The organism is Paenibacillus luteus, from assembly GCF_006542765.1.
Taxonomy (GTDB): Bacteria; Bacillota; Bacilli; order Paenibacillales; family Paenibacillaceae; genus Pristimantibacillus; species Pristimantibacillus luteus.
Map to the genome: position 1 here is coordinate 96,283 of NZ_SKCD01000007.1, position 20,551 is coordinate 116,833.

Here is a 20,551-nt window from a genome sequence, read left to right on the forward strand (position 1 = left end):
TTGTCATCTAAGGAAATAAATATATATGTAAACTTACGCTTATGCTAAAATGGTTAACATATTCTTTTCAGCATAAGGAGCGGTAAAGTGATGACAATTCGATTGCGCGGCCACCATCTGCTATGCCTTCTCGGTTTTCGGGGCATGGGGTATTCCGAGGATTTTTGCGCCAATATGACCATCATTTATGAAACGCTGCGTACCAAACCTGACACTGTGGTTGAAATTATAATAGGGCCGGATGACGTTTGCCAAGCCTATCCGCCGGATGAGTCCTACCATTGTGAAGGCACGGTTTATGGCCTAGATGAAGCTGTACTTGCAAAGCTAAGACTTCGTGCAGGCGAGCGGGACAGTTGGCAGGCGATTTGCAGCCGCGTAGCTGCTGTTATGGTGCCTGAAGATATTAGCAGCCTCTGCACCACTTGCCCATGGGAGAAGTACGGTGTTTGCGCTGAAGGCGTTGGCCTTGTCGCTCAAGGCGTCCCTCTTCCCAAGGTAGGCGTTTAATTTACAGTTGGATTTAGGGTACGTAGTACCCTACGTTTAAAGTAATTACCATCTGTCAAGGAGCCCTGATTGTCTGGGCTCTTTTTGTTATTTAAATCAAAGGTAACAATCGGTGGTCTAGTGATACTAATCCACGTTTAATACTCTCCTCTGGAATGGTTTGGATATCTCTTCTATTAAATATCTTAGTCAATCAAAGAATCTGGTTACAACCGCGACCCTAAAGAATGATCTACTCGCGCAGCCACCAATACGAAAAACTTTAGTTCAACTTATATAGCTAACGATAAGCCGCTCCATGCCGTTCATATAGGGACGAAGCGCCAAAGGAATGTGAATCGAACCATCTTCCTGCTGATGGTTCTCCAGCAGCGGAATCAAAATGCGCGGGCTTGCGACCGCTGTATTATTGAGCGTATGGCAGTACAGGAGCGTGCCATCCTCGGCTCGATAGCGGATATTCGAGCGCCGCGCCTGGAAATCATGCAGGTTCGACGACGAATGCGTTTCCCCATAAGCCCCGCGGCTGGGCATCCACGTCTCAATGTCGTATTGTTTATAGGTTTTTTGCGACATATCGCCCGTACAAACGGCCATTACGCGGTAAGGCAGCTCCAATAGCTGAAGCAGCTCCTCGGCATTTGCCGTAATCTCCTGCAGCATCTGCTCCGAGAGCTCCAGATCCGCTTTGCATAAAATGACCTGCTCCACCTTCGCAAATTGATGGACACGATACAATCCATGTACATCCCTTCCTGCCGAGCCTACTTCACTGCGGAAGCAGGTCGAAGCAGCGGCTAGCTTAATTGGCGTATCCGCCTCGACTATTTCGTTAGCATGAAAGGTAATAAGCGGCACCTCCGAGGTACCGACCAGCCATTTATCCTCATTAACCATTCGGTAGGTCTGATCCTCGCCTAGCGGAAAAAAACCGGTATGGTTCATCGCTTCGGTACGAACCATCAACGGGACATCCAGCAGCGTGTACCCTTTCCGCAATAGCAAATCGATGGCTAGCTGCTGTACAGCGCGGTGGAGCAGCACTCCCGTACCCTTCAAGTAATAATTGCGGCTGCCCGCCGCCTTTACCCCTCGCTGCACGTCTACCATATCATGAAGCTCACCGAGCTCCATATGGTCCCTGGTCTCAAAGGCAAAGCTCGGCGCCTCGCCAACCCGTTTCCGTTCCACATTATCAGCATCCGATCGGCCCTCCGGCGTATCTGGCGATACGATGTTCGGCACCAAAACCATCAGCTCGGCAACCTGATCTTCAGCGAGGGCAAGCTCTGTCTCTAGAACTGCCAGCTTTTCATTCGATTCCTTTACCCTTTGCCTAGTCTGCTCCGCTTCGCCCTGAGCCCCTTGCTTTACCAGCCTGCCAATCCGATTTGACAGCTTGTTGCGCTCCGCACGGAAGGCCTCTACTTTCTGCTGCAACAAACGCTTCTTCTCGTCCTTCAGCAGCAGCTCTGCAATCAAAATCTTAATTCCCTTTTGATTGGCTACTGTCTGTACTTGCTCCTGATTTGTTCTGATCCATTTCATGTCCAACATGACACCGCGCTCCTTTTCGTTAGAAAAACACAAAAAACGCCCTCATCCCTATGGGACGAGGAGCGTTTTTGTACTCGCGGTGCCACCCAAATTGACCGAACAGACGCACTGTCCAATCCTCTTTGTTCCGCAGTAACGGGCGGGCCCGGTAAACTTAGGGGGAGCTTGCTGCCTCCCCTTGACGAGAACGCCTCCGAGTTGGATTCTCTTCACTGGCGTGATCCGATAATTAATTTTGTTGTACTATACCATAGTATATGCCGAAAGCACAAGCTTGCTATGTCCCTCGTTGGAAAAATCGTACATTCAGCCTAATTACAGACGCTTTCACCAGAGGAGAATGGTAAAATAAAGACAATTAAATCGCTAGATGAAAGGAAGATTAACCATGAACATCGCAATCATAACCGGGAGCAACCGGAGTGCCGCTACCAGCACACAGCTCGCCACTGCAGCTTCAGGCAATCGTGCGTAAACTTCATGGGGTTAACGCCCCTGAGTGGGTTTCCGTAGGCGGTGCACAGCGCAATGAGCTTGCCCATGGCATAACAGAGTACGAAACCGGCGGACAGCCTATTATCGACCGTATTCATCGCGCGACTATATCCTTCTTAGCCCTTGCAGCATCCGTAAGATCAAATTAAAACAAACAATAAAAAAACCAGATCAACGCGCTAAACATGCGCTGATCTGGTTTTTAGTATCCATATAGCCGAGGCCTTCATCCTTATTTCTGCATAAAAACATCCCGAAACCATACGCCCGAGAAAAAGATAATGCCGAATAAACAAAGCAGTACAAACACGGTGACCACAACGATAACGACCGTCCATAAAACAACTTTTGTTACTTTATTCATATTCTACTCCTTGAAGGGTAAAGTCCAGACCACTCTAAGCTCCCAAGTATAGACACTCTTAGTCCGGACGGTATACGCCAAATAATGGTTGCAGCATATAAGACGCGTAGAATTTTGCAAACAAATGACGAACCGTTCATTACGAGCCGGCAAGCGCATTTCGGAAGGCTAAAATATATTTGGATTGATCCAGCGGATTGACGCCGCGACGCACCCGCTCCGCAGATACGTCCGCCGGGCATTCCTGATAACCCGCGAAAAACGTAGCCAAAATACCCCGCCCCTTGGTGAGCGATCCGAATCGTGCAGGAAAATCAAGAGAGGTGGCAACAGGCAGCTTTCCTTCTATCTCCATTCTCTCCTGCCTAACGACCGGCGTGTCGAATTCACCCCGCATGAGGATCAACTCATTCATAAGCTTGCCGCCATTCTCCTCCGGAATAGAAAGGCGAAAAGACAGCATCGGTTCAAGCAGCGTTACTCCTGTATGAGACAAGCCGTCCATAATCCCCATCGGCGTAGCCAGTGCGAAGTCGAGCGGATGAGTATGCCACACATGATGCTCGCCCTCAATTAGCGTCACCTTCAGATCCGTAACTTCCCACCCGAAAAGCCCTTGCTGCAGCGCTTCCGGAACGCTTCTAGCCACCTCGTTCTGGTAACGGTCAAGCAGGCGTTCCGAGCGTACGGCCGCGCTATAGGTGAGTCCGCTTCCGCGTTCGCCTGGCTCAATGAGAAAGCGAAGAATCGCCCAGCAGGGCTTCGGCATTGTATAAGCAATGAAGCCTTCGCCCGTTTGAGCAGGCGTTTCTTTATAAATAACGGAAGGCTGACCGAATTCCGCCTTCAGCCCATAGCGGTGATTCAGCAGATGCGTCAGCACCTCAATCTGAATCGGCCCCATGACTTTCAGATGCAGCTCGCGCTGCTCCTGCAGCCATTGAAGATCAAGCAGCGGATCTTCATCGGCCAGCTCTTGCAGCGCGGCTACGACAGCCGGATAATCGGCTTCGCTGCTCCAGCGCACTTGCACCGTCAGAAGCGGTACAGCCAGCCGTGTCTCGCCAGGAACATGATCCGCACACCCGATAATATCACCGATACGCGCTTGGTTCCAGCCACAAACGGCAGCAATATCCCCCGCCTCCAATAACCCTACATCCTCCGCCTTCTGACCGTCGATTTTGCGAATTTGTGTAATTTTTTCTTCAATCTGCTGCGTCTCATTAAAGACCGAATCACGGTTGCGAATCACACCGCTATATAAGCGGACATATGCAATCCGCCCCATCGCCGCGTCCCGCTCAATACGGAATACGACGCCAGATACAGGCCCGTCGAGTACTACAGTTGGTGCCGGCAGCAGCGTAACCATGGCTTGCATGAGAGGTTCGATCCCGATTCCTCGGCTTGAAGCACCAAATAGAATAGGGAAAAAGGCTCCGCTTTGCGTAAGGGCTGGCAGCCTACCCGTCAATTCCTCCATCGGCAGCGTACCATGCTCCAGGTAGTGATTCAGCAGCTCCTCTTCTTGCTCCGCAACCGTTTCTTCGAGCAGCTGCAAATACCATCTTGTTTCTTCAGATTCACTACCCGTTTCCAATACGCTGCTTATGCCAGCAAAGGTATCCTCTACTCCACACGGAGCCTGAATGGGGGCTGCCAACGGCGATAGCAATCGTCGAATTTGCTTCAACGTCCCTATGGGATCTGCACCGATCCGGTCCAGCTTATTCACGTAAATCAGCGTGGGAATGTTCCGCTCCCGCAAAGCATGCCAAATGACCTCAGTCTGTGCCTGCACGCCTTCCACCGCCGAAAGAATAAGCACCGCCCCATCCATCACCCGCAAAGAACGCTCAACCTCGGATAGAAAATCGACATGTCCGGGCGTGTCAACCAGATTGATGGTCATGCCTTGCCAGGAAAAACGCGTTGCAGCCGCTCGCACGGAGATGCCTCTGGAGCGTTCGACTTCTAGAAAATCCGTTTGCGCCGTACCGGCATCCACGCTGCCAAGCGACCTAATTCGACCGCTGCGATAAAGAATCTGCTCAGTTGTTGTTGTCTTCCCCGCATCGACATGAGCAAAAATACCGATATTTCGTATATGTTTTGTTACGTTAGCTGCCATTACGCATGTCTCCTTACTGGCTGTCCTTTCCTTATCGTAACTCTGAAAGCGCATAACAGCAAGCGTAAACGGGAGCAGACCTCTTCCTAAACCAAGAAGAAACGGCTTCGCCGTCCTCTGCAAGAGGAGGGGTATCCATTTCTAATAGAAATAGAAGAATGTTTTATCTCGTGAAACATATAAAGTCTTATATTTGAACAAAAACAGCCTGTCGGATCGCTATCCGACAGGCTGTTCTATAATCGTAGCTATTTTGATTAACCTTGCTGAATCGCTTCAATATCAATGGATATTTTCACTTCGTCGCCAATCAGAACGCCGCCTGTCTCCAGAGCCGCATTATAAGTTAAACCGTAATCACTGCGTTTCAGGCTGCCCGTCGCGCTAAAGCCTACTTTATCATTGCCCCAAGGATCTTTGCCCGCGCCTTCGAAGCTAACGTTGAATTTCTCGGAACGCGTCACGCCATGCAGGCTAACATCACCAACGACAGAGTACTCTCCATCATCGGTTTTCGTAATTGCAGTCGAAGTGAAGACAAGTGAAGGATGCTTCTCTATGTCAAAGAAGTCTGCATTGCGAAGATGCGCGTCACGGTCTTTGTTGCGTGTGTCTACGCTGCTTAGATCGATCGTCACCTGGATGTCAGCGGAAGTGAGGTCATGCGCGTCTGCCACGATATTCGCTTCAAACGCGTGGAACGAGCCTTTTACCTTTGCGATCATCATATGCTTTACTGAAAAATCAATACTGCTGTGCGTGGAATCAACCGTCCATTGTGATTTTGCCATTTTAAATTTCCTCCTAAGTTTACATAAATAATAATTTACTTACTTTTTATAATGTACTAACTTTTATTTTGTATAACTGTATTTTATGGCTTAGACACAAATTTGTCAATTATATTTTTTTCTATCCGATACCCAGCGAAACGCCCTGTCTCCTAACAGCAATAGCTTATCTACCTATTCTTAAGAGCTTTTATATAAAAAAAGGGTGCCGGAGAAGGTTACAACCCCTTCTCTGACACCCTTTTCTCCATACGCTCCAGCTGTTATTTAGCCGTTTTTATCCGTGTACAACAGCAGGTTGTTCCTTTTGCTCGCGCTTGACCAGCGCATGCTTCTCCCACGCTCTGCTGCGCCAGCGGAAAAACATAATAAACGCACGCAGCCATTCATCCGCCGCGATGGCAAGCCAAATTCCAGCTAATCCCATCTCCAGCTTGAATACAAAGAAATAACCGAGCGGCAAACTCATTGCTACCATCGAGAACATCCCCACCCACAGCGGGTACTTCGCATCTCCGCTCGCGCGAAGCGAGTTAACGAGTACAATATTAATCGTCCGTCCGGTCTCCAGTACGATACTAAGCAGCAATACGCTAACGCCAAGTCGGATGATTTCCTCATCGTCCGTGAACATGCGCATAAGCGGCTCACGGAAGGCAATGACGAGCAACACGGCGAACAAGGTCACGCCGCTTGCCCAGCGCACGCTTTTCCAAACCCGGTGATAGGCCGACGTCGGCTCTCCTGCGCCAACCAGCCTGCCAACGATAATCGATGTCCCCATTCCGATCGCAAAGGCAAACAAATAGGTGAACATCGAAATATTGTTTGCATAGTTCTTGGCTGCCAGCGAAGCTGCCCCAAGATAAGTCGCGTAATAAAGAAACACGATTTGGCAAGTCTGGTACATCACCTGCTCCAGTGCAGACGGAATGCCGATTTTTAAAATTTTGGAGACATACTCCTTCGATAAAGTGAAATAATAATGAAGCTCCACCCTTACCGACATAATGCGATACAGCATCCAGAAAAAGACGACAAGCGCTAGCGCTCGACTGATAACCGAAGAAAGCGCGGCGCCTTGCACACCCATTTCGGGAAAACCGAAATTTCCAAAAATAAGCAAATAGTTTCCTATAATATGCACAATATTCATGCCCAGCGATACGTACATCGCTTCCTTTGTAAACCCATGTACCCGAATAATGGCCGCTATCGAGTTAATAATCGCCTGCAGGAAGATCATTCCGCCTACAATCGATAAATAGCTCTTCGCATGCTCCATGATCTCGCCCTGCAAATTCAGCGTTTGCAGCAGGTGACCGCCAAACAAAACGAAGGTCAGGCTGATGAGCAGTCCCACTGCCAGATTGAGCGTTACCGCCAGCGCTGATATTTTCGCCGCCTCGATAAACTTCCGTGAACCGATATATTGTGCAACTACAATGGATGCTCCGTTGCCAATTACCTCTAGCAGTAGTATAGCGATGTGCAAATATTGATTAGATGCCCCGACCCCGGATACGGCGTTATCCGAAATGGCGCTCAGCATTAGCGTGTCTGCAATACCCATAAGCATAAACAAAAAGATTTCCAAAAATATAGGCCATGTCAGAAAAAACAAATTGATTCCTTTCGGATCCTGCTGGCCTTGTCCACTACCCACTGCTGCCGCACTCATGTTGTCACCTTCTTCTAAAAATAAAAGCAAAGCACAAGGTATCGTAGCATATAAAAATAGCTATTGCACGATAGATTTACGATTTTACGCGAATAAAATACTACCAATCCAAATGTAAACGCATACCTCGCCAGAAAGCAGATTTTCCGACCTTTTGCTTTGCTTTTTATATCGAAAAAAAGCCATTCATGCCTAGCTATATAAGTTCAACTAAAGTTTCTTCTTCTGGTCACTGCTCGAGTAGATCATTCAATCGGGTCGCGTTTGCAGCAAGGTTCTTAGATTAACTAAGACAAGTAAAACTAAGAATCCGGCTGCTAATACGAACACTTCGTTTCTCCAGTACGATCCTCTCTCTTCACTTACCCATCAATTCTTTCGTTCAACTTATCTATTTCTACAATACCCAATCATATCCAGCCCATTGAAGCCGCTAAGCTAGATTAGATCTATTTTTTAGACCTAATTCAGCTATTTTGGCTATCTACGCCAAATTAGATCTGAAAATTAGATCTATTTCTCCAGAACCCAGCCATATCCAGTCCATTTGGAACTGCTGGGCTAAATTAGATCTATTTTTCAGACCTATTTCAGCTACTTCGGCTATTTAAGCCCGATTAGATCTAAAAATTAGATCTATTCTCCAAAACCCCGCCATATCCGGTCCATTTAGGGCCTCTGGACTTTAGGCTATCATAGACCGACTGTGCGTCCGTATGGAATCCTTCTTTCAGAATCTCATTGCGTCTAAACTCATTTGTTGAACTTATATAGCAAGAATATTTAGAGAATACCGCAGTTTATTGTGAAACGACTCGGCGATCCATATTACTATAGCGTAAAAAAAAGACTGCACCCCGCCGTCGAGACAGCTTAGGTACAGTCTTCCTCTTTATAATTTAAAATGATAGATATCATTATTGCTCTTCAGACTCTTCTTCAGCAGCTTCTTCCTCAGCCGCCTCTTCTTCCGCTTCCTCTGCAGCTTCTTCCTCAACCGCAGCAGCCGCTTCTTCCACTTCTTCTTCCGATTCAGCCTCCACAGCTTCTACTGCTTCTTCCGCTGGAGCCTCTTCCGAAATCAGTTCTGCGGACACCTCCGCGCCTTCTTGAACTACTTCTTCTTCTTGGCTCATATTATTCACCTCCTGCCTCTTATTACCTTAATTGTAGCGCTTTCATAGAACTATACAAGAGGTGTAAAATGTCGTTTCATAGGAACTATTTCCGCTTTTTGTAACGTTCGAGCCCGTTCGAGCTTATTCGAGCCGTTGCCCCGTCAGAGGTCCAGTAGATCGTTCCGACTTACGGCGGTTTTGTATGGCTGCTGAACTAGATAAGATGAATAACGACTAGTAAACGGTTTCTTATTCTTCAATATAAGCAGGTATGTATTACGATTCGATCAGGAGGCTATTCCTATGTATTCCTTGTTAACTAATCTAGAGCTCAGCGCGATTATGCTCTTTATTCTGTTCTCCTTTATAGCGGCAAACAAAGCGGCAAAGCTCGTGTTCAATCAGACAGAAAAGCAGCTATACCGCAAAACGCGCAAGCTGCTTTTCTGGTCTGTCAGTTTAAGCTTGCTCTCAGTAGCGGTGGCAGTGGCCGACCTTATGCTCGCAGCGGCTTTCTCTCCGTCACTATGGCTCGACCGACTGCTGATCAGAACCCCATTAGCCGTTATACCGGTCCTGCTGATCTGGCTTGGCTCCTACCCAAGGCTGCGCAAGCTGATGCAGCGGACGAAAGGGCGAACGGATACGCCTCCTGATGTAGCTAGAAGGCGCCAAGCTTCCGACCCCGCTTTCATTGTTCCCTATCAACTGACGGCCCTCAGCTCCTTGGCCTTATTTTATTTTGCGTTTGTTCCACCAGTTCCGTTTCGCTGGCTCACTGTAACTATTCCTGCTGCGCTGCTGCTATTTATTGCCTGCCTGCTATGGATGCTTCAAATCCACCACAACCAGCTTGCAGCGAAGGCCCCGCTTCTATACCGTCCTTGGAGACGCAGGCTTAAACATACGGGCGTTCTGCTGGCAGCGGCGGCCGTGCTAAGCATCCCGTTCATCACAGCCATGGAGAGCAGCCGCCTGCCTGACAATCTGAGCATGATGAAAGGCAAGGGACATTCACTCAGCCTACTCATGAGCAAGGTTGGCAGCGGAGCCATACCTCCTCAGATTGCCACGACAACCTTTGATCCTCTTCGATACAGGAACAAGGCAGAACCGGCCCCCTTCAACCTGAACAGCCATTACGATCGTGAATTTAAAATGATATTGGATAATCGCTTTGCTTTCTACAACGGGAGCTTTAACGCTTACGATACGATTAATGGTAAATTATGCTCCAATACGCCCGTGTTTGTTGTCAAGGAGGGCGAACTGGTGAAAAAGACGGTTGTCAACCGCAGCTCGTTCGATCATCCGGAATAGCTCATACTGGACTTTAGTCCAGCTCGCTGTTTTACCTGCAGCAGGAGGACAGCTATTTTCATTGTATGCTATGCTGAATGCAGCTAATAAAACGACGATTGGGGTGCACTAAAACTATGAATGTAAGAAACATTGGCGGACTTGTCCTCCTACTGCTCGGCGCTTGCCTGTTTCTAAATCAAGGAGAAACCTTCGGCCCCGGCAAAATATTCGCCTACTTCTGGCCATCACTATTCGTCATTCCGCTTGGCCTTTTTTTCCACTGGCTGTACTTCTCCATGATCGGCAGAAAAGGGATCGGCGTCCTCATTCCAGGAGGCATTCTGTTCACCGCCGGGATTGTATGTCAGATCGCTATGCTCTTTAACAATTGGGGTTACATGTGGCCCGGCTTTATTCTCGCTCCCGCGGTTGGGTTATTCGAATTTTATTGGTTCGGCAACCGCAACAAATGGCTGCTTATACCGATTAATATTTTAACCGTGCTCTCCCTGCTTTTTTTCGCCGTATTCTCCATCGGGTCCATCTACAACAAGTTCGTGCTGAGCCAGCCAATCATTGCGATCGTATTCGTTCTCGCTGGCGCCATGATGCTGCTGATGAAGAAGAAAGACATTTAACAGCTCCCTCCCACGGTATGGTATAATCAAGCGTCGCAGCTGCGGCTGCGCAAGCTTAGGCTCACGCTTACGAAGTGGTTTGCTCCGCAAACCTAAGTTTACGCTTACGAAGTGGTTTGCTCCGCAAACCTAAGTTTATGCTTACGAAGTGGTTTGCTCCGCAAACCTTTAGGAGGAAAGAAATGTTATCTTTTGAACAAAAGCTGGCTGTTATTGAGTCGTTTCCTGAATTGCAACGAAAGGACGTCTCGCTGGGCCGCACGAATTTTCACTATGAGGAAAGTGCCCATGAGAAAAAATCGGTCGTGCACCATCTGCACCCGAACGGTAATGGCTATGTATTTGCCGGACTCGTGCCTGGTATAGCTACGGACGACAAAGGACTCGTGAACATCAGAGATTACAGCGAGGATGAGCTTCGCTCGCTTATTGCTAAATCCATTAGCGCCCTCGCCATTGCACCGCCGGAGAAGCCGGAGTCGAAGAAAAAGAAAAAACGCAAGCCTCCGCAAGAGGAACGTTGGATCGGGCCGGATAATGCTGTACTGACCCTGCTGTTCGAGGAAGACTTGTGGTACTTATATGCGGATTTGAATTTGGAATCAGCCTTTGAAACCTACGAAGAAGCCGAGATTTATTTGCAAGAAGAGCAATTTACGCGCGCTTAAACCAACAATATGGAAAAAAAAGGAGAAACAATTCATGTTTCTCCTTTTTTATATGCTTACAAACAGGATTTTTGTCATTGCGTGTCTAATTGTAGTACATGCACCAAAGACCCTGGGGGGAATTTCTGTTGTCTATAAAAGCCAAACTATCCTTCTCCATCTCCATCATCGTAGCTGTTATATTAGCCTTAAGCACCTCCCTCTACTACTATTCAACAAAGTCAGAGACCGAGGCCAATCTCGAGACTCAATTAAACAATATCGCTAAGCAAATAAGCATCACAGTGGAAGCTTCCGAAAATGCCCTTCAATATATGGAGGATACGCTCGGAGACAAGCTGAGAATCGCATCTCTTGCTGCCAAAGAGCAGCTCGATCCCGATATCAATAACATTACCAATGAGCAGTTGATCAGCCTCAGCGCCAAGCTGGGCGTCGATCATATCACCTTATGGCAGCGCTTTGGAGACGATGTGATTGCCGTCAGATCCTCCGATCCCAACGAAGTTAATATGAGCTCAAAAACATGGGATTATTGGCATGTCGCTTTTCTACAATTATTCAATAAACAAGAAGTGAGCATTGAGCAGGGGCAAAAACTGAAGCATTTCTGGTCGGGGCCTTTCAATTTCTCTACCTCCGACCCTTCCAAGGTACGGAAGTGGGGTTACTATTACGACGGCTCTACCAACTATATGATCAACCCTTACGTAAACGCACAAGTACTGATGGATTTTAATTACACCATTGGAACCGACGCTATCGTCAACAAGATTATTGCCGATCAATCCGATATTTTAGAGATTACTGGCTTTGACCTGGAGTTTTACGGAAAGGCTAAAATCATCAAGTATAAAAAGGGAGTGCCCGTCTATAATCTGGATGTCCGTGAGATTCCCTTTGGCGACTATAACTATCAAGACCCCGTCAATGACCGCGAAAATATCCAAGAGGCCAATGAGACCGGCAAAGCAATAACCGTTAAAAGAAACGTCAATGGCATTCCCGTCATCAAAAACTTCATTCCAATTAAAATGAACAAAACCTACGTCTTTAGCGTCGTATTTGATCAAAAAGCCATTCAAGAGCCCGTCAGCCGGTTGCTGGTCATGCAAATTATTATCTCGCTCGGACTTGTGCTGATTACAATGATTGCAAGCTATTTCATTGCAGGCTTCATGATGCGCGGCTTGAATCAAATTATGCGCAAAGTAAACGCAATTGCAGTTGGAAACTTCGGAGAAGTGATTACGATACGCAGTGACGACGAATTCGGCCTGCTCGCCTCCCGCGTCGATACGATGGGCAATAATCTCAATCATTATACGACCGAGCTCAAATCAGCGGCTGCGGAGCTCCAAAGCACGAAGCAATATTTGGAATCATTCGTTAATCACACATCAGATGCCATTCATGTGACCGATTTAATGGGGCAGATCATTCAAGTGAACGTCGCATTCGAGTCCATGTACGGATGGAGCCAAGAAGAAGCACTCGGCACGCCGCTCGACAATGTGCCTCCCGATTACGTGAGCTCGCATCATGAGCTGGAGGCAACCGTGCTGCGCGGCGGTTCCGTCACCGACTTTGAGACGGTCAGATATAAAAAATCCGGGCAGCTTATCGACCTGAGCATTACGATCTCGCCTATCCGCAGCGAATCGGGAGAGATCATCGCCATTGCAACTATTTCCCGGAATATTACGTCTCGTAAGCAAACGGAAGAAATTATCCGGCGCTCGGAGAAGCTGTCTGTCGTCGGTCAAATTGCCGCAGGCGTTGCGCATGAAGTCCGCAATCCGCTCACGACGCTGAGAGGCTTCGTGCAGCTCCACCAGCAGGTAGGCTCGTTATCGCCCGCCCATCTCGAAGTTATGCTTGGCGAGCTGGATCAGATTAATATGATTGTGAGCGAGTTTCTAGTGTTTGCCAAGCCGCAAGCGAGCCGCTATCAAGCGATAGATATTATTAATCTGGTTAGCAATATTATGATGCTGCTGGATTCAGAAGCAAAAATGAGCAACGTACAATTAACCTTGCTTGCGGATTCCGAGTTGCCTAGCGTGATTGGTGAAGCCAACCAATTAAAGCAGGTTTTCGTCAATGTGATGAAAAACGGCATTGAAGCGATGCCAGGCGGAGGCGTTCTCTCCGTGAAAATTGAGCATCATTCGAAGGAGTCTATTAACCTTCAGTTCATCGATCAAGGCAGCGGAATTGCTAATGATGATTTAGTCCGTCTCGGCGAGCCGTTCTTTACGAGAAAAGAAAATGGCAACGGGCTTGGGCTCATGGTCAGCCAGCAAATCATTTCCGCTCATAAAGGTACCATCGTTTTTCGCAGCGAGTTTGGCAAAGGTACCTGCGTAGAAATTTCACTACCTGCGGACAGCTAGGAGCAACGGCCCAGCTGTCTGATTTTATATTGTTTTGTAGAAAAATGAAGAGCTATGTTAAAATGTGTCCATAGCCTTGAATCCTTCACGCAGTTGTTTCAATATGGAATAACTACTATTTTGTTACATTGGGAGCCGCATCTATCAATGACTATGAATTCCCCTATTTCCCAGTATATTATCATTGTCATCATATCCGGTGTTCTTAACGTACTGCTTGCCTTATATGCTTATTACAACAAGTCAAAATTCGCCGGCCTGAAATTATTTATGTGGTCCACCCTATTATCAGCCGTCTATACGTTTGCTTTTGCTTTCGAACTCGCAAGCGATACACTGGGTGAAATTCTTTTTTGGACCAAAATAGAGTACCTTGGCATGCCGTTCATATCTATTTTCTCCTTACTGCTGATTATGCACTATGTTGGTATAGAGCGATTCAACACTCCCAAAAAAGCCTGGGGGTTGTTCGTCATTCCCGCTATTACTCTATTGATGGTCATGACCAATGACTTTCACCACCTGTTCTACAAGGAGGTATTCTTGCGACCAAATGTGGATTCGCCTATGGTAGAGGTTGTGCCTGGACTGTGGTATTACGTGCATGGCAGCTTTACTTCTGGATCTATGTTTGCCAGCCTGTTCATACTCGGACGCTACTGGCGCAAGAAAAAAACGATTTACCGCAAGCAGATGATCACACTCGCCATCGGTATTGCTTTGCCTATGATAGGTGCATTATCCTATACGCTTGGGCTTACTCCTATGGGCATGGATCCTGTTCCCGTCATCATGTGCGTGACATCCATTTTATACGTAACGGCTATCTTTTCAACTGCTCTGCTTACTGTCGCTCCTATTGCCCGCGAGCATATCTTCGAGAGCATGCGGGACGGCGTGCTTGTGCTTAATTTAGAGAATCAGATTATGGATTTTAATGGAGCAGCCACTCAAATCATTCCAGCGCTCACTCCCTTGGCGATCGGCCAAAAGCTTGATCATATTTGGAAGCGTGGAGCTGAATCCGAAGCCTTCTCCTTTGATGTAGACCCTACAACCGAACATGAGCAAGAATTTAAATGGATACGCGGCGGCGAAACGTTCTATTATCGGATTAGAGCCTCCAAGCTGCTAAAACCAAACGGCCAGCTTGCAGGCCGAACGATCGTCATGATTGATGTGACGGAGCATACCCTGCTGCAAAACAAGCTGCGTCATCTCGCCGAGATCGATGGACTTACTGCTATCTATAACCGGACTTTTTTCATGGAAAAAAGCAGACAGCTGCTCCTCTCCGCTCACCAGCGAAAGCAGCCTTGTTCCTTTATTTTGTTTGACATTGATCATTTCAAGCTAATTAACGACCGTTATGGACATAGCGTGGGTGACTTCGCGCTCCAGCATGTCGTTTCGATTTGTCAGCAGACGCTTCCGGCAAGCGCCTTGTTTGGACGATATGGCGGCGAGGAGTTCGCTATCGGCTTGCCCGACACAAAGCTTGAACAAGCCGGGCAGATCGCCGAGAATCTCCGGGCCGCGATCGAGAGCAATCCGCTTTACAGCTCGGCCAAAGCACTCACCATTACCGCAAGCTTTGGCGTCAATCAGGCTAGAGAACCTGAGGTGCCGCTGGAAACATTGTTAAGCGAAGCGGATGTTGCCCTTTACCGGTCGAAGCATAACGGCCGAAACTGCGTTCATTTGTACGAGCAAGATTCAATACATGCAATCAAAGCAAAAAAACCATACTAGCACGAACGAGATAGGTGGAGTTGACGCCATGCTGAAAGTAGCTGACCTGCGCAATAAACTGCGGTTTCGACCAAGTCCGCCGCAAGTCATGACCTTTGGTTTCATATTAATTATCTTTATTGGGGCACAGCTGCTGTCTCGGCCGATATCCTTTACGGATGCCAAGTCTATCTCCTACCTCGATGCCTTGTTTATGTCTGCCAGCGCTACCTGTGTCACCGGACTGACCGTCCTCGATACCGGCACGCACCTTTCCACCTTTGGGCAAGTGGTCATCATTGTTCTCGCTCAAGTCGGCGGACTTGGGTTTATGACCATGGCAACTTTATTTGCGCTTCTGTTCCGCAAGCGTATTTCTTTCCGCGAGCGCCTTGTGCTTCAGGAGTCTATGAACTATGGCTCTAATGAAGGCATCGTACGCATGATTCGAAAAGTGCTGCTGTATGCATTGGTCATTGAATTGACCGGTGCTATTTTATTGAGCAGCTATTTTATGTTGGAAATGCCCGTAGGCAAATCTTTATATTTTGGCGTCTTCCACAGCATCTCGTTTTTCAACAATGCGGGATTCGATCTGTTCTCGCAGTTTCCCGAACGGCCGGGCAGCTTGATCCATTACGTTGAAGATCCGTTTGTGAATATCGTTTCGATGCTGCTTATTTTTTTTGGAGGAATCGGCTTTATTGTTATATCGGAGCTCGTTACCTACCCTAAAAATAGAAAATTCAGCTTACATAGTAAGGTTGTATTATCTGTTACCGGCATGCTGACGGTTATTGGGGCAATCGTTATATTTGCGCTGGAGCTGTCCAACCCGAATACCCTGCAGCCTTTGTCCGGTATTGGCAAAACGCTTGGCGCCTTATTCCAATCGGTAACCGCCCGCTCCGCAGGCCTCAGCACCGTTGATCCGAGCATGCTTCGTGAGGTCACGCAGTTTTTCCTTATTCTGCTGATGTTTATTGGGGCAGGCCCCGGATCGACGGGAGGCGGAATACGAGTCACAACCTTTGCGATCCTCATTGGAGCAATCATTGCTATGATGCGGGGCAAAGACGACGTTGTTCTCTTCCGCTACCGAATTGCCAAGAACCAAATTCATCAGGCGATCATGTTTACGATGATTGCCTTCTCCATTATATGTGGAGCCACGATGCTGCTCTCCATTACAGAGGCAGGCTCCTTTCTCGCCATTTTGTTCGAAGCGACGTCAGCTTATTGTACAGTTGGCATGTCAGCGGGATTAACGGAGCATTTAAGCAGTCCAGGAAAAATCATCATCATTTTGCTTATGTTTGTTGGACGTCTCGGGCCCGTGACACTCGCCTTTGCACTCAACACACGGTCTAAGAAAGAGCTGTACCGTTACCCTGAAGGCAAGATAACCATCGGCTAAGCAGACATTTGCATCTGGAATCTGGCGAATGATACGATAGGTATTATTCATTATTGCTGATTCCCAGATAGAGGAGATTATAGTCTCATGACATCACAATCCGATAAACATGCTAGCAATTTATTACATGAAGATGAGTTGCAAAATCAAAAACGAATACTCATCGCCACTGCCGTTGAAGCGGAGCGTGATGCTGTACTTCGAGGACTGGGGGATATGCCGAACGTCGATGTCATTACCGTAGGCGTAGGTGTAGCTTCCGCTGCGGCACGCACTGCGATGGTGCTTGCGAAGGCTGCGGTTCCCTATCATTTGGTTATCAACGCCGGCATTGGCGGCGGCTTTGCAGGCAGGGCCGATATCGGCTCGCTAGTGGTCGCCGATCTTATTGTGGCCGCTGATTTGGGAGCAGAGACGCCGGAAGGCTTCCTAAGTGTGGACGAGCTTGGTTTCGGCTCTGCTCGAATAGCAGTAAGCAGCCATTGGAACAGCCTATTATTTCATGCGATAGCAGCTGCCCATTTAAGCGTCTTGAGCGGCCCCATCCTCACCGTAACAACGGCTACTGGAACGGCAGAGACTACGTCTGCGCTTGCTAAGCGAGTCGATGGCGCAGCCGCCGAAGGAATGGAAGGCTTTGGCGTCGCAGAGGCGGCCACCGGGTTTAACCTGCCCTTTGCCGAAATACGCGCTATCTCCAATGCTGTCGGTCCGCGTGACCGTGCAGCCTGGCGGATTGGTGAAGCGCTAGCCTCATTAGAAGCAGCAAGTAAAGCTATACGGGAGGTTTTAACATGAACATTGCTTACTCACCATGTCCAAACGATACCTTCGTCTTCCACGCATGGGCACACGGGCTAATCCCTGGAGCTCCGACGCTTGACGTAACGTATGCAGATATAGATATTACGAATAATTGGGCTGCCAAATCCAAAGGACCCGAAATTATGAAAATTTCTTACGCGGCACTGCCTTGGGTGCTGGAAGATTATAAGCTGCTGTCCTGCGGCGGGGCCCTTGGCCGTGGCTGCGGTCCACTTGTGTTGACCAACGGCGGGGAGAGTGAAGCTGCTTCTCTTGCCGGAAAACGGGTAGCCGTTCCTAGCGAACGTTCCACCGCCTATCTGCTTTTCCGATTGTGGGCAGCGCAAAACGTACCTGGCGGGGTAGGGGAAATCGTAGTCATGCCTTTCCATGAAATTATGCCGGCCGTACGCGATGGGCATATTGACGCTGGTTTAGTTATCCACGAGGCTCGCTTCACCTATCCTTCGTACGGTTTGACCATGCTGACGGATCTCGGCAGCTGGTGGGAGTCGGATACGGGCTTACCCATTCCGCTTGGAGCTATTATTGCAAAGCGTGAGCTCGATACCGACACGATTACCGAGTGGATCCGCGCATCCGTTGACTACGCATGGACGCATCCGGAGGAATCCAAATCCTACATTATGATGCATGCCCAAGAACTGTCTTCCGATGTTGCCCAGGCCCATATTGACCTTTATGTCAATGAATTCACGGCAAACTTAGGCGATGAAGGCTACGCTGCTATTGAAGCCCTTCTCGGACGGGCTGCCGAGGAAGGCCTAGTGCCCAGCTTTGACTTGTCGCTTCTGCGCTAACAGAATACAGCTTAGGTTGGTAAGTCATTAAGAAATGTCGAAGAGCCGCTAATTCCATGGAATTAGCGGCTCTTCGGCATTGCTGGTGGCTATCGCCCATCATTCCGCTCTACTGCAGCGAGCGGACCAAATGACTCTTCAAAAGCATGATCATCTGACTCGACAAAACGCTTAAGCGCTGACAATTTATTATCCCAATATCGTTCGTAATAGGCGAGCCAGCGCCTAAGCTCCAGCAGCGGCTCTGGATCTAGGCGATATCGCGTTTCCCGGCCAACCTTGCGATCCTTCACGAGTCCTGCATCCGCAAGCACGCGCAAATGCTTCGATACCGCTGTCCGACTCATCGTAAAATGCCCGCTAAGTACAGTGACCGGCATCTCCTCGTCCCCAAGCAGGTGCAGCAGCTTGCGCCTCGTTGGATCTGCAATGGCCTGAAATACGTCATGTTTCGGTGCGGTCTCCGCCATATTAAGACTCTATAATCTGGCGCAGCTTCGCCACAATGCCGATCCAGCCGCCAGACATCCGGCCATGCACCTCGCCATGCGACTGTCCGAATTCCGTAACCTTATCCGCATCCCAGCCTGCATGGATCAACGTAAACTCCGTCTTGCCCTCACGGTCAACAAGCTCGAATGTCAGGGACCAATCCTTGCCCCAGGCGAAAGACAACTGGTTAGGAGGATCAAGCACCGTTACCTTGCAAGGAGAATTCCCGAAAGGGCCGGCTTCCAAATGAAATTCATAACCAAGCTCGGCTTGAAAATTATTCGGCATGAACCATGTGGCAATGCCTTCCGAGGTTGCGACCGCAGCCCATACCTTCTGTATTGGCGCGTTAAGCACAAGTGTCTGCCTAATATCCGATAATGTATTCTGTGAAATATTGTTATCCATTTGACGTCCTCCATTAGCAATGCGTAACCATTGCAGCCCTTTAATACGAAACCATTTGGTTTCACTTTATGAGTATATGACACCCTATGGTTTCGTGTCAAATGACATAACCTTCTCATCCGCTAGCTTGCCCTTCACGTCCGCTCCTATGCCATCAGCCTAGCCTTACTATTGAAAACCAGGAAACTGGGCAAGCTCTCCGCTTTGCAGAAGAAAGATGACTACGGAAAGAACAAATAGCACAATAGATGCAGCTGATTCTTTCATGTTGTCTTTCATGCGAACATGCACCAGGATTGCACCAATCATGGTCACTCCAAGCAACAAGCTACCCGCTGCCGCCCAGCTCGGCTCCCAAATGCCAACGATTAAAGCAGCCGCTCCAATAAGCTCTACTAATCCGGTTACAACTCTGAACCATTGCGGCAAACCCCACTGGTTGAAATGGTCCACATGCATTTTGGTACCGGAGACTTTGCCTATACCAGCCATTAGAAACATCAAGCCCAGCAAGCTTTGTAAAATAATCGCTACGATTTCCATACGTTTTCCCCCTCGTCCAATTAACTGCCACTACTACAAGCACAGTTTGTTTCAAAAAAATTGCAGTATATCCGATATAACTGCAACCTTTATAAGCACATATTAATCTGCCCATTTTCAAAAGTCAATCGTTTCCGTTAAATCAGCAATTGAATATTGTTTTAAGTATTCTACGGTACGCAAATCGGCAGCATTCATAATTTGCTCCAGCGCCTGATCGAGCTGTATGCCCGCGCCTTCTTCGCCGCTGCATCGCAGTTCATCAGCCGCTTCGCAAGGTTCTGTTCTTACTGCCAAATAAACATCAGCAAGCGTAATGTTATCTGCTGGCCTACTTAAGCTATACCCGCCATCGCGACCTTCCCTAGCATCAACAAATCCCGATTGCACCAATGTAGCAAGCACTCTGCGCAAAAAAGTCGCATGAGAGTTCACTTGTCCCGCAATAGTCGCACTAGAAAGCAGGCCTCCGCTCTTGGCAAGCCAAATGAGTACATGAACGGCTATGACAAATCGCGGAGGCCCGATTTGATTGCCTCGCTTTGACTGACTCATATTATTTCCTCCTCGCAAGCTTTATTTCAAAACCATTGTCTATGGTAGTTTACCCTCCCGCAATCCTCTTTTGCAAGGCGAATGGGCGGATGCCTTTGCATCCGCCCATTCGAACTTCCCTAGCTT

Annotated in this window: 20 protein-coding genes; 10 read left to right on the forward strand and 10 right to left on the reverse strand. The window is 48.3% G+C overall.

Features of this window, described 5'->3' with window-relative positions; all coding sequences use genetic code 11:
- Positions 1–90 precede the first annotated feature (90 nt).
- On the forward strand, positions 91–510 hold the full coding sequence (locus E0496_RS05380) for a DUF1284 domain-containing protein (RefSeq protein ID WP_141500626.1): 420 nt from the start codon (positions 91–93) through the stop codon (positions 508–510).
- A 267-nt stretch (positions 511–777) separates the two neighbouring features.
- Here E0496_RS05380 and serS read toward each other — a convergent pair whose 3' ends face one another.
- Positions 778–2,067: a serine--tRNA ligase gene (gene serS / locus E0496_RS05385; RefSeq protein WP_141500627.1), complete on the reverse strand. Its 1,290-nt coding sequence runs from the start codon at positions 2,065–2,067 to the stop codon at positions 778–780.
- A 422-nt stretch (positions 2,068–2,489) separates the two neighbouring features.
- Between serS and E0496_RS36425 the strand changes: the two genes are divergently transcribed.
- The gene (locus E0496_RS36425; protein WP_338325823.1) at positions 2,490–2,711 is read left to right on the forward strand and encodes a hypothetical protein; all 222 of its coding nucleotides are present in this window, start codon (positions 2,490–2,492) and stop codon (positions 2,709–2,711) included.
- A gap of 83 nt (positions 2,712–2,794) precedes the next feature.
- Here E0496_RS36425 and E0496_RS36825 read toward each other — a convergent pair whose 3' ends face one another.
- From E0496_RS36825 to E0496_RS05410, 5 genes are all read right to left on the reverse strand, one after another.
- Positions 2,795–2,926: a hypothetical protein gene (locus tag E0496_RS36825; protein ID WP_277755827.1), complete on the reverse strand. Its 132-nt coding sequence runs from the start codon at positions 2,924–2,926 to the stop codon at positions 2,795–2,797.
- A gap of 139 nt (positions 2,927–3,065) precedes the next feature.
- Positions 3,066–5,060, reverse strand: a complete 1,995-nt coding sequence (locus E0496_RS05395) for a GTP-binding protein (protein ID WP_141500628.1) — start codon at positions 5,058–5,060, stop codon at positions 3,066–3,068.
- A gap of 257 nt (positions 5,061–5,317) precedes the next feature.
- Positions 5,318–5,851, reverse strand: coding sequence for a YceI family protein (locus E0496_RS05400; protein WP_139996770.1), 534 nt, complete (start codon positions 5,849–5,851; stop codon positions 5,318–5,320).
- A gap of 277 nt (positions 5,852–6,128) precedes the next feature.
- Positions 6,129–7,532, reverse strand: coding sequence for an MATE family efflux transporter (locus tag E0496_RS05405; protein WP_141500629.1), 1,404 nt, complete (start codon positions 7,530–7,532; stop codon positions 6,129–6,131).
- A 917-nt stretch (positions 7,533–8,449) separates the two neighbouring features.
- On the reverse strand, positions 8,450–8,668 hold the full coding sequence (locus E0496_RS05410; protein WP_141500630.1) for a hypothetical protein: 219 nt from the start codon (positions 8,666–8,668) through the stop codon (positions 8,450–8,452).
- A 285-nt stretch (positions 8,669–8,953) separates the two neighbouring features.
- On the opposite strand from E0496_RS05410, the gene E0496_RS05415 reads away from it, so the two are divergent.
- The 8 genes from E0496_RS05415 to E0496_RS05450 all read left to right on the forward strand — a co-directional run bounded on the left by E0496_RS05415 (position 8,954) and on the right by E0496_RS05450 (position 18,427).
- Entirely contained in the window at positions 8,954–9,970 is a 1,017-nt protein-coding gene (locus E0496_RS05415; protein ID WP_141500631.1) for a cupredoxin domain-containing protein, read from the forward strand.
- 116 nt (positions 9,971–10,086) lie between these two features.
- Positions 10,087–10,590: a hypothetical protein gene (locus E0496_RS05420; RefSeq protein WP_141500632.1), complete on the forward strand. Its 504-nt coding sequence runs from the start codon at positions 10,087–10,089 to the stop codon at positions 10,588–10,590.
- A gap of 182 nt (positions 10,591–10,772) precedes the next feature.
- A complete protein-coding gene (locus E0496_RS05425) occupies positions 10,773–11,258 on the forward strand; it encodes a hypothetical protein (protein WP_141500633.1) in 486 nt (161 codons plus the stop codon).
- 128 nt (positions 11,259–11,386) lie between these two features.
- On the forward strand, positions 11,387–13,654 hold the full coding sequence (locus E0496_RS05430) for a PAS domain S-box protein (RefSeq protein ID WP_175598014.1): 2,268 nt from the start codon (positions 11,387–11,389) through the stop codon (positions 13,652–13,654).
- Between the two features lie 147 nt (positions 13,655–13,801).
- Positions 13,802–15,406, forward strand: coding sequence for a histidine kinase N-terminal 7TM domain-containing diguanylate cyclase (locus tag E0496_RS05435; protein WP_161601320.1), 1,605 nt, complete (start codon positions 13,802–13,804; stop codon positions 15,404–15,406).
- 28 nt (positions 15,407–15,434) lie between these two features.
- Positions 15,435–16,802: a TrkH family potassium uptake protein gene (locus E0496_RS05440; RefSeq protein WP_141500636.1), complete on the forward strand. Its 1,368-nt coding sequence runs from the start codon at positions 15,435–15,437 to the stop codon at positions 16,800–16,802.
- A gap of 87 nt (positions 16,803–16,889) precedes the next feature.
- Positions 16,890–17,600: a futalosine hydrolase gene (locus E0496_RS05445; RefSeq protein ID WP_141500637.1), complete on the forward strand. Its 711-nt coding sequence runs from the start codon at positions 16,890–16,892 to the stop codon at positions 17,598–17,600.
- Positions 17,597–18,427 (forward strand): 1,4-dihydroxy-6-naphtoate synthase, encoded by an 831-nt coding sequence (locus E0496_RS05450; protein ID WP_141500638.1) that lies wholly within the window; start codon positions 17,597–17,599, stop codon positions 18,425–18,427. The genes E0496_RS05445 and E0496_RS05450 overlap by 4 nt, the downstream gene beginning before the upstream one ends.
- 89 nt (positions 18,428–18,516) lie before the next feature.
- On the opposite strand, the gene E0496_RS05455 is transcribed toward E0496_RS05450, so the two are convergent.
- From E0496_RS05455 to E0496_RS05470, 4 genes are all read right to left on the reverse strand, one after another.
- Positions 18,517–18,897 carry an ArsR/SmtB family transcription factor gene (locus tag E0496_RS05455; RefSeq protein ID WP_141500639.1) on the reverse strand — a complete coding sequence of 127 codons (381 nt, stop codon included), beginning with the start codon at positions 18,895–18,897 and terminating at the stop codon, positions 18,517–18,519.
- Position 18,898: 1 nt separating this feature from the next.
- Positions 18,899–19,327 carry an SRPBCC family protein gene (locus tag E0496_RS05460; protein ID WP_141500640.1) on the reverse strand — a complete coding sequence of 143 codons (429 nt, stop codon included), beginning with the start codon at positions 19,325–19,327 and terminating at the stop codon, positions 18,899–18,901.
- A 168-nt stretch (positions 19,328–19,495) separates the two neighbouring features.
- On the reverse strand, positions 19,496–19,870 hold the full coding sequence (locus E0496_RS05465; RefSeq protein ID WP_141500641.1) for a DoxX family protein: 375 nt from the start codon (positions 19,868–19,870) through the stop codon (positions 19,496–19,498).
- 117 nt (positions 19,871–19,987) lie between these two features.
- Positions 19,988–20,425 (reverse strand): RrF2 family transcriptional regulator, encoded by a 438-nt coding sequence (locus tag E0496_RS05470; protein ID WP_141500642.1) that lies wholly within the window; start codon positions 20,423–20,425, stop codon positions 19,988–19,990.
- Positions 20,426–20,551: the final 126 nt, after the last annotated feature.